Genomic DNA, 12,361 nt, shown 5'->3' with positions numbered 1-12,361 from the left:
CGGCGCTAACTGGTGACCGGGTACCGGTGGTCAAGTTGCAGATTTAGTTGCAGCACATTGACGGATGGTTCACCGAAGAACCCCAGTCCGCGGCCACTGCTGTTCTGTGCAACCACCTCACGTACCTGGTCTGCACTGACGTGGCGTACCTTGGCCACCCGCGCCACCTGGATGTCGGCGTAGGCCGGTGAGATGTCCGGGTCCAGGCCGCTGCCGCTGGCGGTCACCGCGTCGGCCGGCACAGCCGGGTCGGCGGGTGCGGCGCCGCGGATGGGCACGGTCTGCCCGATCGAGTAGTCCTCGCCGTACTTGGCGCATTCGACCCGCACGCCCTCATAGAGGCTCAGGAAGGGAGCCGACGTCGTCTGACACGGCTCATTGACGCTGACCACCCGAGTGGGGTGGATGACGTTGCCGCGCGCGTCGCGGGGTCCGATCACCGACAGCACCGCACCGACGCCGCCGCCGGTGCAAAACGGGCGCGATCCGTCGACACCTTCGAGCTGGCCCACCGCGGCGCTGCGCGAGCACACGGTGGTCAGCAGGCTCGGCTTGAAGCCCGCGTCGGACGCGGACTTGCCGGCCGCCAGTTGCGCGGGGTCGGCGGCGGTGTCGACGATGCTTTCCGGCCCAAGGTTGCTCGCACTCGACGACAGCGGGTCGTAGCCGTTGCCGGCCGCCGATGGGCGGCTCTGGAAGTACTGCGGCAGCGCGTTGCCGTCCTTATCGGTGAACAGTTGGCCGATCAGCCTGCTGCCCACCGGCTTGCCGTTGGCGGTCAGAATCGATCCCTCGGCCTGGTCCCGCAAGCCTGGGAACTGCGCGACCAACCAAATGAACGCTGGGTAGGCGAGACCGGTGACCACGGTGAGCACCAGCAGCGTGCGGAAGGCCGCCCAGTGCATGCGGACGAAATTCGAAAACTTCATGTCATGACATCCCTGGGACGAATTGGACGATCAGGTCGATCAGCTTGATGCCGATGAACGGTGCCACGATGCCACCGAGGCCGTAAATATAGAGATTGCGGCTCAACAGTTTTGACGCGCTGCTCGGTGTGTACCGCACGCCGCGCAGCGAGAGTGGGATCAGCGCCACGATGACGACCGCGTTGAAGATGACCGCGGACAGGATCGCCGATTGAGGGCTGTGCAGCCGCATAATGTTGATCATGTCGAGCCCGGGGAACAGTGCCACGAACATCGCCGGGATGATCGCGAAATACTTGGCAATGTCGTTGGCGATGGAGAAGGTAGTCAGCGCCCCTCGGGTGATCAGCAGTTGCTTACCGATCTCGACGATCTCGATGAGCTTTGTGGGGTCGGAGTCGAGGTCGACCATGTTGCCCGCCTCTTTGGCCGCCGACGTGCCGGTGTTCATCGCCACGCCCACGTCGGCCTGAGCGAGCGCCGGCGCGTCGTTGGTTCCGTCGCCCGTCATCGCGACCAGCTTGCCGCCTTCTTGTTCACGCTTGATCAGTGCGAGCTTATCCTCGGGCGTGGCCTCGGCAAGGAAGTCGTCGACACCTGCCTCATCGGCAATTGCCCTGGCGGTCAACGGGTTATCGCCGGTGATCATCACCGTCCGGATGCCCATCCGCCGCATCTCGTCGAAGCGCTCACGCATTCCCTGCTTGACGACGTCCTTGAGGTGAATGACACCGAGTACTGTCGCCTCGCCGTTGACGGCCTCGCCGACGACCAGCGGGGTACCTCCGGCGGCGGAGATGCCGTCGACGACTTCGCCGAGCTGATGCGGCACCTTGCCGCCTTGCCCGCGAACCCATTCTGCGACCGAGCTGGCCGCGCCCTTGCGCAGCAGGTGTCCGTCGAGGTCGACACCCGACATCCTGGTGGTGGCCGAGAAGGCCACCCATTGAGCTTGCGAGAGTTCGCCCGGTGTCCGTGCGCGTAGTCCGAAGTGCTGCTTGGCGTATACGACGATCGAGCGTCCTTCAGGTGTTTCATCGGCCAGGCTGGACAACTGTGCGGCGTCGGCCAGTTGCTCGTTGGTGACTCCATCGAGGGGGACGAAGGCAGCGGCCTGCCGGTTGCCCAGGGTGATGGTGCCCGTCTTGTCGAGCAGCAGCGTGTTCACGTCGCCCGCGGCTTCCACCGCGCGCCCGGACATGGCGAGCACGTTGCGTTGCACCAGCCGGTCCATGCCGGCGATGCCGATGGCCGAGAGCAGCGCGCCGATCGTCGTCGGGATCAGGCACACCAGCAACGACACCATGACGATTCCGGTGACGCCATTCGTGTTGAGCGCCTGCGTGTCTGGGACTCCAGGATTATTCATCTTCGAGTAGATCGCCAGCGGCTGCAGGGTGGCGACGGCGAAAACGAAGATGATCGTCAACGCGGCCAACAGGATGTTCAGCGCGATCTCGTTCGGGGTCTTCTGCCGGTTGGCCCCTTCGACGAGGGCGATCATCCGATCGATGAAGCTTTCCCCGGGCTTCTGCGTGATCTGCACGACGATACGGTCGCTCAGTACGGTGGTGCCGCCGGTAACCGCCGAGCGGTCGCCGCCGGACTCGCGAATCACGGGGGCCGACTCACCGGTGATCGCCGATTCATCAACGGAAGCAATGCCTTCCACCACGTCGCCGTCACCGGGTATCACCTGCCCGGCCTCGACCACGACGACGTCGCCCTGCTGCAGCAGTGGTGCGGCAATCTCTTCTTCGTTTACCGGCGCGCCGGGCCGCCAGTCCTTGATTCGCCGCGCCACGGTGTGACTTTTGGCCCTGCGCAGCGTTTCGGCCTGCGCCTTGCCGCGGCCTTCGGCCACCGCCTCCGCGAGGTTCGCGAACAGCACGGTCAGCCACAGCCAGGCCACGGTCAGCCACGCGAACCAGGTGGGGTTGATGATGGCCAGCACGGTGCTCCACGCGGCGCCGATCTCGACGATGAACATCACCGGGTTGCGCCACAGGGTGCGCGGGTCGAGTTTGCTCAACGCATCGGGCGTCGAGCGCCACAGCATCTTCGGGTCGAGCAGGCCGCCCTGCACCCGTTTCATGCTTGGGTGCGTCGTCGACTGGGTCTCCCCAGCCGTATCGATGGTGGACGCGGTCATCAGTGGATTCCTTCAGCGAGAGGCCCGAGCGCGAGCATGGGCAGGAAAGTGAGGGCGACCAGGATCAGGGTCACGCCGGCGACCATGCCGACGAACTGTGGTCGATGGGTGGGTAGGGTGCCCGCCGATTCAGGTGTCATGCCCTGCCTGGCCAGCGAGCCGGCCAGGGCGAGAACGAGCACGATCGGCAGGAATCGGCCGATGACCATTGCCAACCCCAGGGCGGTATTCCACCAGTTGGTGTTGACGCTGATTCCGGCGAACGCCGAGCCGTTGTTGTTGGCCGCGGAGGTGAACGCGTACAAGACTTCGGACAACCCGTGCGGGCCGGTGTTGAGCATGCCGGCGCGTTCGCCCGGCAAGGCCATCGCGATCGCGGTGCCGGTCAGCACGATCAACGGCGTCACCAGGAAATAGCTTGCGGCGAGCTTGATTTCGCGGGGATTGATCTTCTTGCCGAGGTACTCGGGGGTGCGCCCGACCATCAGGCCTGCGACGAAAACGGTGATCACCGCCAGCACGAGCATGCCGTACAGGCCGGAGCCGGTGCCGCCGGGTGCGACCTCGCCGAGCTGCATGTTGAACATCGTGATCATGCCGCCGAGGCTGGTGTAGGAGTCATGGAATGAGTCGACGGCACCGGTGGAGGTGAGCGTCGTCGAGTCGGCGAACACCGCCGAGTTGGCGACGCCGAACCGCTGTTCGACCCCCTCCATTGCCGACCCGACGGCGGTCGGCGCCGTGCCGTGATGCTGCAACTGGAACCACATCATGAACGTCACGCTGATCGCATAGAGCGACGCCATGACGGATGCGATCGCGAAACCCTGCTTGGTACTGCCCACCATGCGCCCGAAGGTGCGGGGCAGCGAGAAGCTGATCACCAGCAGCAGGAAAATCTCCAGCCAGTTGGTCCACTTCGTCGGGTTCTCAAACGGATGAGCGGAGTTCGCGTTGTAGAACCCGCCGCCGTTGGTACCGAGCTCCTTGATAACTTCCTGGCTGGCCACCGGGCCGCCGGTGATCGTCTGCTGGGTGCCGCCGAGCGTAGTGACAACCTGGTCGTGCAGATGGAAGTTCTGGATCGCGCCACCGGCGACCAGCAGGATTGCGCCGAAGATCGCGATGGGCAGCAGGATGCGCAGCGTCCCGCGCACCAGGTCCACCCAGAAGTTGCCCAGCTCCCCGGTGCGTTTGCGGGCGAATCCGCGCACCAGCGCCACCGCCACCGCCATTCCGACGGCGGCTGAGACAAAGTTCTGCACCGCCAGCCCGGCCATCTGGACCAGATGGCCCTGTGTCGATTCACCCGAATAGGCTTGCCAGTTGGTGTTGGTGACGAAGCTGACCGCGGTGTTCCACGCCAGCGACGGCGTCATCTTGGTGGCCGGGTCATGCAGATGCAGTGGCAACTTGCCCTGCACGAGCTGGAACACGAACAGGAACAAGATGCTGACCGACGAGAACGCCAAGATGCTTCGCGCGTAGGCTCCCCATGTTTGTTCCGTGCGGGAATCGACACCGATAATCCGATAGATCGCCCGCTCGACATAGGAGTCCGTGTCCGTCGAGTACACCCTGTACATGTAGTCGCCTAAGGGCACATGCACCGCCACGAGTGCGACGACGAGAACGGCGAGGGACATCAGCCCCGCTGCTGTTGTGCTCACTAGAACCTCTCCGGGAACAGCAGGGCGCCCGCGAGGTACAGCGCGAGAACGACGGATAATGCCAAGCCGACGATATTTTCGTAATTCACAGGCGCTCGATCAACTTCTGCGCGAGGCCCAGCGCGGCGAAGATCGCCACCGTGAGCACGATGTACACCAACACGCCCATCTTGTCTCCGTTCCTCGCCAATGACGTAGATACGAAAGGACCTCATCGAGTCCGCCGCATCGCAGTACTCGGAGGCAAGGTCAGCTTGAAATTAATTGGGACTTATCGGGGACGGCCTTTGGTTGACATTTTCCTAACGGGGCCGCAGTGCACATTTACGCTTTCTTTACGCACGTCCGTTCGAAGCCGCCGCCTGAGCTCAGGGCTCCCTGCAAGTTCATCAGCCGCCCACTTACTTTCTGCTCTATGACAAACCCCGACAAAGACTTTGATAGCGATGAGCAATCAGAGGTACTGGTTTAGTTGTTCGTGAGTGGCCCATGATGTGCCGTAGCGCCGACCGACGTCGGCGCGATCGGAATCGTCGGGAACCGATTCGAGATTCGCGCGCGCTCGACCATGCCCGCTCGATCCATCAAAACTCCGGTGCGTTGCATCCACGTCAGGATCTGACGCGTCGCTTCGGTGGGTTGCTAATCACGAACGAGGAGGTCGAACCGGCCGTACTAAGCGGCACGGTCCAATCGCAGCGTAAGGCCGAAAAGTCCAGGGCTGACGAGGATTACTAGTCGGAACCAGCCACAGATTCGTGCGCGGCTCTTCTCGATGCCACCGTGGCCACATCCGCACCGAGGGGCGGCATCACATCAGTGCGTCCGCCCAACCAGAGGAACACCGGGGCGCTCGCCATGGCGGATACTCAACTGACCGGCACCGACGATTGCAAGTGCTGGTGTTCACCGAACTCGATCCAAACCGACTGGGTGTGCCTAGGTCGAAAAGGATTCGTAAACATGGGTGCCTGCGCCGTATGGATGCTGTTCGGACCGCAGCGGGCGCCGTGAGTTCGGCGTAGACCCGAAATCATGCGTGAGGCTCAAAACCGAACCGTTGAACGCGTAGCTGCCCAACCCACCCAGAAACCAGTGTTTGGGACGAGTTGGTTGTCGCGCCTGCTCGACGGTGCCCACCCCTGGGGATCGTACGAGGCCACGGTCAGCCGGTACGGTGTTCGCCGCTATAGCCTGACCATCTACCGCCCCGGAGTGAGTACCACTCATCGGTGGCTGGCACGGCTGTGGCGCGCTTGGCCGATAGCCGGCGCCGCGCTCATGCTGCTGGGCGTCATGGTGTCTGGCAGCGCGGCGACCTCAGCCGATACCGTGCTGACAGTCGCTGCGGCCGCCTACCTGAGCATCAGCCTGCTCCTCTTCTTCAGGGCCGGCCCCCTACGCGTTCAAGCGAGGTCGATGTCGATCATCCTCATGCCCAATAATGCAGACGTGCAAGAGTTGCGCAGGTACATGCAATGGCGGACGTTGGTCGACATGCTGATCGAGGCTGACCGCATGTTGACGACTCGTGCCATGTCGCCGGTCGACTATGAGGCAGCGTGGTGGAAAGCGTATGACTGCCTGGCGACCACTCACGTCTGACGCCCCGATTCAATTTCCGGCGCCGTTCACGCCGCGACGAGCTTGCTGACCGTGTACGACGCATGGCGGAAAGGACATCTACGATCCCCATGCCAGGCCTTGAGGGTCCAGCGACAAGCGAAAAGATTTGAGGGTCACGAGAACGCGTACTTCGCGCCCGCCGTATTTGGACGTCGTGCAAGGCGCGAGGCTTGGCGCCCGCCTGAGGGGACACTGGTCTCCTGAGGGACACCTATCTCGGCAGCGCGTCGGCCGCCGGCCCGAGCGCCAGGGCCGGCAGATACTCCAGCCCGACGATGAGCAAAGTCGCGCCGGCGATCAGGACAACGAACACTGACGGCTGAGAATGCCAGCACCGACGTGGCGTAATTCGTACATCGCTGCTTGTCGTCGGGTTGGGCGCCGATCAGCCGGTACACCACTTTCTCGATGCGCCAATGTCGCGCGTTGGAATAGACACCGGCCATGTAGCCACCGAGTGGCACGTGCAGCGTCACGACCAACGCGAAAACCGCGGCTACCTGTAGCCAAGCCGCCGTTGACCACTGAGACGGATCGTTGATGGGGCTGCTCCCTCAGTCCAGACCCGAGCCTTCCGAGGCGAAAGTACGGCGGATAGGGCGATGAGACACCGGCAGTTACGCAATCTCTACGCTATGGGCGCCTTCATTGACGCTATATTGATTGCTCTTTCATCCCGTGGTCAAAGAAAACCGCGCTGGTGCAACATGTCCCACCTCGGCGTAAGTAACCCATCAAGGAATCTGCCCACACGGCAGAAAGTCGTAAGCCGCCGTGTTGCCGGCATCTGTCCGCGTCTGCTGTCATGGCCCCAAGGACCCAACTGCCGATCACGCACTTACTCCGTGTCGACGGCGGTTACTACGAGGGCCTGCATCTCGCCAAGGGCGCGATCAGGCGCCATCGGCTTCGGTCAACGGCAGCCGCACCCGGAAAACGGTGCGGGTATCGTCGGATTCGGCGGTGACCGAACCGTGATGGGCCTTGACGATCGAACTGACGATGGCCAGACCCAGTCCATTGCCCGAGCCGTTGGATCTCGACTTGTCGGCCCGAACGAACCGCTCGAACAACCTCGGCAGCAGCTCCGCGTCGATGCCCGGGCCGTCGTCGGTGACGGTCAGTTCCGCGTAAGGCCCCTCGGGACCGACACGGCGGCAGGTGATTCCGGTCGTCACCGTTACCCCGGGCGGGGTGTGCACGCAGGCATTGCTGAGCAGGTTGCTGACCAGCTGATGCAACCGGGCGTGATCGCCCCGCACCCACACCGGCTCGTCGGGCAGTTCTTTGACCCAGCGGTGCGTCGAGGCCGCCACCGTCGCGTCATTGACCGCATTGCTGACCAACTCGGCCAGGTCGACGTCCTCCGACTGCAGGTCCTGGCCTTCACCCAGGCGGGAAAGCAGGAGCAACTCGTCGACGAGCAGTGCCATCCGCCGAGCCTCGGACTCGATTCTGGCCAGTGCGTATTCGGTGGTCGGCGGCAGCGCCGAACTGTCCTGACGGGTGAGCTCGGCGTAGCCCTGGATGGCCGCCAGCGGTGTGCGCAACTCATGGCTGGCATCGGTGATGAATTGGCGCATCCGCAGATCCGAGTCGACCCGATGCGCCAGCGCGCTATCGACGTTGTCCAGCAACCGGTTCAACGTGTGACCGACGATTCCCACTTCATTCTGCGGATTCGTGTCCTGCGGTGGCACCCGGACGCTGATCCGATGGTCGTCGCCGGTGAGCGGCATGGCGGCGACGCCGGCGGCGATCAACGCGAGCCGGCGCAGCGGGCGAAGCGTGTAGCCGACCACCCACACGGTGAGCCCGGCGGTGAGCAGCAATGCCGCTGCGGTGAGCACGATGGTGGTGAGCTGCTTGCGGGCGATGATTCGGTCGGCGAGGTTCTGCGAGACCCCGACCACGAGGACGTCCGACCCGTCGACGGTGCTGTCGATGCGGTAAGGCCCCATCCTGCCGAGTATTTCGGTGCGCGGCGATCCGTCATTCCATGATTGCGACTGGAGGTCGCGGACGACGTCGGGCGGCGCCGGCTTCGGTTCGTCTTCGGAGAAAACCGCCGACCCGATCACCGTGCCGTTGTGCAGCACGGCGATCAGGTTTCCCGGCGTCTGCCCGGTGAACTCCAGCATCGCCTGCGCGATCGGCGGGGTGCCGGGACGCGGCGAAACGTGTTCGCCGTGGCGGTATTTGGTGTACTGGTGGCTCAACGCGTCCAGGGACTCGGCGACGTCGGCGTCGCTCATGGCGTTGACGTAGCCGCGCAGGCTCAGCACCGAGACGATCCCGACCGTCACCAGCACCACGCTGACCACCGCCAGCACCCCCAGCAGCAGTTGGCGCCGCAGCGAACGGGGGAACCACCGGGGGAAGTCCCCGGATGTGCCGTCCGGGTCCCGGGTCATTCCGCCGGCCGCAGCATGTACCCCACACCGCGGACGGTATGAATCATCGGTTCCCGCCCGGAGTCGATCTTCTTTCTCAAGTACGAGATGTAGAGATCCACGATGCTGGTGCGGCCGGCGAAGTCGTAATTCCAGACACGGTCCAGGATCTCGGTGCGGCTCAACGCGCGGCGGGGATTGCGCATGAGGAAGCGCAGCAATTCGAATTCGGTGGAGGACAGCGATATCGGGTCGCCGTCACGGGTGACGTCCCGGCTGGCGCTGTCGACCCTGAGGTCGCCGACTTTGAGTGTTTCGGCGGTCGGCGTGGGCTGCTGGCCGGAGCGGCGCAGCAGGCCGCGCAGCCGGGCGACCAGCTCCTCGAGGCTGAACGGCTTGGTCATGTAGTCGTCGGCGCCCGCGGTCAGTCCGGTGACCCGGTCCATCACCGAGTCGCGCGCGGTGAGGAACAGCGTGGGGGTGTAGGCGTCGGATTGCCGAATGCGTTCCAGGATTCGCAACCCGTCCACGTCGGGAAGCATGATGTCGAGGACGAGGACGTCGGGGCTGACCCGGTCGAACTTGGCCATCGCTTCGCGCCCGTTGTGGGCGATGTCGACGACCCAGCCCTCGTAATGCAGCGCCATCTTCACCAGATTCGTCAACGCCGGCTCGTCGTCGACCAGCAAAACCCTGATGGGTGACCCGTCGGCGCGGTAGATCCTGGGCAGCTGCCCCAGGATGGCTTGGCGTGGGCGCTGCGCGCCCGAGTATCCCGGCATCACGGTCATGCTCCTACATTCTGGCAAGCCACACATACGACTGTCACGGAGTTCATAGAATTCTCAAATGTAAGCCTGTCCGCCAGATCACACCCGGTGCCGCTCAAATATGTGTTTTCTATGTCCCGGGTGTGTCGGCTTGAGCCGGATCCGCGTTCGAAAAATACTGGATTGCAGCGTCGTTGGTTTGACCCCGCGGGCCAGTAGCTGGGCTGCGTCGCCAAACCTGTGGCGCGAGAAGGAATTCCAATAATTGCACACGCGTTGCGGCGCAGCGATTGCCATCGAATGTTCGATCAGTACGCGACGGCGGGGACGACGGTGTCCCCACGCTCATACTTCGGTCAGCTGTTGTTTAAAAATAGTGTTTGTTTGACCAGTTTTTCGTGGCGTCCTCGGTTGTGCGAGTCCAAGAACCGGACGCGGTGCGGTCCCGGTCTGCGCCGATGCCGACGAGTCCCACGCTGGCCATTGCAGCTTAGGTGAATCGCCGTCCGGGCGGCGTGCCGGCGGGCGGGGTCGCAGAACCGGTGTCGCCCGGTGGGGCGAATGGTCCGGCCCTTAGCGCCGGTACGGAATCGGCCGCGGGCGATGGGGGATAGCACGGGCCGCCCGATGTCCTCCGAAGGCCGCGTCGCCCCCAGTCGGCACCGGTCGGCCCGTCCAGCCGGATCAGCAAACTTAGTAGAAAGCGAAGAGCTCATGGATTTCGGCGCGTTGCCCCCGGAAGTCAATTCCGGTCGGATGTACCTGGGGCCGGGTCCCGGAACACTGCTGGCCGCCGCGGCGGCGTGGGACGCACTGGCCGCTGAGCTGTGCGCCGCCGCCGCCGGCTACGAGTCGGTGATCACCACGCTGACGAGCGAGTGGTTGGGCCCGACGTCGATGGCGATGGCCGCCGCCACCGCTCCCTACGTGTTGTGGCTGAGGGCCACCGCGGAGCAATGCGAGCAGTCGGGTCTGAAAGCCAGCACCGCGACGGCGGCCTTCGAAGCCGCGTACGCGATGACGGTGCCGCCACCGCTCATCGCCGCCAACCGCGCGCAGCTGATGTCTCTGGTCGCGACCAATTTCCTCGGACAGAACACGCCCGCGATCATGGCCACCGAGGCACATTACAGCGAGATGTGGGCCCAGGACGCCGCCGCGATGTATGGCTACGCGGCCGCCTCGGCCACCGCCTCGACCTTCAGCCCGTTCACCCCGCCCCCACATACGACGAACCCGAGCGGGATGACCGGTCAGGCCGGTGCGGTCGCGCACGCGACCGCGACGCAGGTCGGCGGCCATGCCCAGGGGGCCGCGGGGCATGCGATGTCCTCGGTGCCGCAAGCGCTGCAAAGCCTGTCCACGCCGGGCTCATCGACAAGTACGGGTCTGTCGCCGGCCGCGATGGGCACCGGCGCGTCGCTGGGGTCATCCGGAGCTTCCGCACCGCTCAGCGCGCTGTCCGGTGTGTCCGGCACGAGCAAAGGCGCCACCAAGGGCGCCAGCACCGGTCTGGGTGCCGCGCGAGGCCTGACGTCTGCCCTCGGTGGCGCTGCGGGGTCTGGCGAGGTGGCCGGGCTGGCGTCGGATGTGGCCGGCCTCGGTGCCGACGGCGCGGGGCTGGGCGCCGACGGCGGAGGCATCGGCATCGATCTCTACGGCCTGTCGCTGGACTATGCGGGTGTGAATTCGATTGAGGGCGTGGCAGGCGCCGAAGGTGTTGGGGGGCTGGCAAATCTGGGCAATCCCGGGGGCATGGCGCCCTTCGCGGGGCTGGGCCAAGGCGCATCCGCCGGTGTCGGGCAAGCGCCTTCGCTCGGCACCCTGTCGGTCCCGCCGATGTGGGCCCAGACGGCGTCATCGGTGGCACCGCTGCCGGCATTTCAGCCCAATGCGGTTGCGGGCGCGGTGCCGTCACCCGTCACCACTGCCGGAATTTCCAAGTTGCCGCTGGGCGCGATGGTCGGCCGCGAGTCCGACGGCGCGGTGCACCGGATCGGCCTGCGCCCCTCGCTGATTCCACATTCGCCGGTGGCGGGTTGACCCGCGGCCACCGATCAGATTGGCCGTTGCGGCACAACTGTATCCGCTTATCGGACAACGGGGCCGCACACCATGCGGTGTGCGGCCCCGTTGTCGAGACGAGCTGTCAGGCCCAGGAGGACCCAACGGCGCTGTCGGTGTTGGCCATGTTGCTGCCCGCGGACTGAACCTTCTGTCCGTGCGCGTTGGCCTGCTCGTAGATGACCTGGAAGTTGCGACCCAACTGGGTGATGAACTCCTGGCATGCCACCGAACCCGCACCGCCCCAGAAGTCGCCGGCAGCAAGCACATCGCGAACGATGGCCTGGTGCTCAGCCTCCAAGGATGCGGCCTGGGCGCGGATCAACGCGCCGTGGGCGTCTACATCGCCGAACTGGTAATTGATGCTCATTTCCTTAGCTCCTTAGTGTTGGGCGACAGCCGGTTCGGCTGCTAGCTGCCGAGGATTTGCTGCGAGGCCTGCTCTTGCTGCTCGTAGTTGTTCGCGTCGCGAATCAGCCCGTCGCGCACTCCGTGGAGCATGTTGACGATGTTGCGGAAGGCCTGGTTGACCTGGCCCATGGTGTCGTACGAGGTGGCCTGGGCCTGACCGCTCCAGCCCGAGCCGGCGATGTTCATCGACGACGCCCACATCTTGCGGGCCTCGTCCTCAACGGTCTGGGCGTGCACCTCGAAGCGGCCCGCCATCGCCCGCATCTCGTGCGGGTCGGTCATAAAACGTGTTGCCATGTCGGCTGTTCTCCTTGCTGCGTGCTTACTGGGTGATGTGGTGAAGACG

The 12,361-nt window shown here is 64.6% G+C and carries 12 protein-coding genes and 1 pseudogene; 2 read left to right on the top strand and 11 right to left on the bottom strand.

Annotation, left to right across the window (positions count from 1 at the left end; genetic code table 11):
• Positions 1-5: 5 nt before the first annotated feature.
• The 5 genes from AC5Y4H_RS03885 to AC5Y4H_RS03865 are packed head-to-tail and all read right to left on the bottom strand — an operon-like array spanning position 6 to position 4,920.
• Positions 6-929 (bottom strand): potassium-transporting ATPase subunit C, encoded by a 924-nt coding sequence (locus tag AC5Y4H_RS03885; protein ID WP_499978732.1) that lies wholly within the window; start codon positions 927-929, stop codon positions 6-8.
• A 1-nt stretch (position 930) separates the two neighbouring features.
• A complete protein-coding gene (gene kdpB, locus AC5Y4H_RS03880) occupies positions 931-3,081 on the bottom strand; it encodes a potassium-transporting ATPase subunit KdpB (RefSeq protein ID WP_499978731.1) in 2,151 nt (716 codons plus the stop codon).
• Positions 3,081-4,751: a potassium-transporting ATPase subunit KdpA gene (gene kdpA / locus AC5Y4H_RS03875; protein WP_499978729.1), complete on the bottom strand. Its 1,671-nt coding sequence runs from the start codon at positions 4,749-4,751 to the stop codon at positions 3,081-3,083. Before kdpA ends, kdpB begins: the two co-directional genes overlap by 1 nt.
• Positions 4,751-4,840 carry a K(+)-transporting ATPase subunit F gene (gene kdpF, locus AC5Y4H_RS03870; RefSeq protein ID WP_499978728.1) on the bottom strand — a complete coding sequence of 30 codons (90 nt, stop codon included), beginning with the start codon at positions 4,838-4,840 and terminating at the stop codon, positions 4,751-4,753. The genes kdpA and kdpF overlap by 1 nt, the downstream gene beginning before the upstream one ends.
• Positions 4,837-4,920 (bottom strand): potassium ABC transporter ATPase, encoded by an 84-nt coding sequence (locus AC5Y4H_RS03865; RefSeq protein WP_499979142.1) that lies wholly within the window; start codon positions 4,918-4,920, stop codon positions 4,837-4,839. The genes kdpF and AC5Y4H_RS03865 overlap by 4 nt, the downstream gene beginning before the upstream one ends.
• Before the next feature lie 926 nt (positions 4,921-5,846).
• Here AC5Y4H_RS03865 and AC5Y4H_RS03860 point away from each other — a divergent pair.
• The gene (locus tag AC5Y4H_RS03860) at positions 5,847-6,356 is read left to right on the top strand and encodes a DUF6611 family protein (protein ID WP_499978727.1); all 510 of its coding nucleotides are present in this window, start codon (positions 5,847-5,849) and stop codon (positions 6,354-6,356) included.
• 232 nt (positions 6,357-6,588) lie between these two features.
• Here the strand turns inward: AC5Y4H_RS03860 and AC5Y4H_RS03855 are convergent, their stop codons facing one another.
• The 4 genes and pseudogenes from AC5Y4H_RS03855 to AC5Y4H_RS03840 form a co-directional block, all read right to left on the bottom strand.
• Positions 6,589-6,690: a potassium-transporting ATPase subunit KdpA gene (locus AC5Y4H_RS03855; RefSeq protein ID WP_499978725.1), complete on the bottom strand. Its 102-nt coding sequence runs from the start codon at positions 6,688-6,690 to the stop codon at positions 6,589-6,591.
• Between the two features lie 69 nt (positions 6,691-6,759).
• A pseudogene (locus AC5Y4H_RS03850) lies at positions 6,760-6,823 on the bottom strand (hypothetical protein); the annotation flags it as partial.
• A gap of 447 nt (positions 6,824-7,270) precedes the next feature.
• Positions 7,271-8,791 (bottom strand): sensor histidine kinase, encoded by a 1,521-nt coding sequence (locus AC5Y4H_RS03845; RefSeq protein ID WP_499978723.1) that lies wholly within the window; start codon positions 8,789-8,791, stop codon positions 7,271-7,273.
• Positions 8,788-9,561: a response regulator transcription factor gene (locus AC5Y4H_RS03840; protein ID WP_499978722.1), complete on the bottom strand. Its 774-nt coding sequence runs from the start codon at positions 9,559-9,561 to the stop codon at positions 8,788-8,790. Before AC5Y4H_RS03840 ends, AC5Y4H_RS03845 begins: the two co-directional genes overlap by 4 nt.
• 693 nt (positions 9,562-10,254) lie before the next feature.
• On the opposite strand from AC5Y4H_RS03840, the gene AC5Y4H_RS03835 reads away from it, so the two are divergent.
• On the top strand, positions 10,255-11,583 hold the full coding sequence (locus AC5Y4H_RS03835; RefSeq protein ID WP_499978719.1) for a PPE family protein: 1,329 nt from the start codon (positions 10,255-10,257) through the stop codon (positions 11,581-11,583).
• Positions 11,584-11,689: 106 nt separating this feature from the next.
• Here the strand turns inward: AC5Y4H_RS03835 and AC5Y4H_RS03830 are convergent, their stop codons facing one another.
• Both AC5Y4H_RS03830 and AC5Y4H_RS03825 read right to left on the bottom strand, forming a co-directional pair.
• Complete coding sequence (locus tag AC5Y4H_RS03830) at positions 11,690-11,974, bottom strand: WXG100 family type VII secretion target (RefSeq protein ID WP_499978717.1); 285 nt, start codon at positions 11,972-11,974, stop codon at positions 11,690-11,692.
• A gap of 41 nt (positions 11,975-12,015) precedes the next feature.
• A complete protein-coding gene (locus AC5Y4H_RS03825) occupies positions 12,016-12,312 on the bottom strand; it encodes a WXG100 family type VII secretion target (protein ID WP_007771418.1) in 297 nt (98 codons plus the stop codon).
• Positions 12,313-12,361: the final 49 nt, after the last annotated feature.

Source organism: Mycobacterium sp. NGS58, assembly GCF_059812385.1.
Note: the sequence above shows the minus strand (reverse complement) of the source record. Positions and strands in the feature narration are given on the sequence as shown.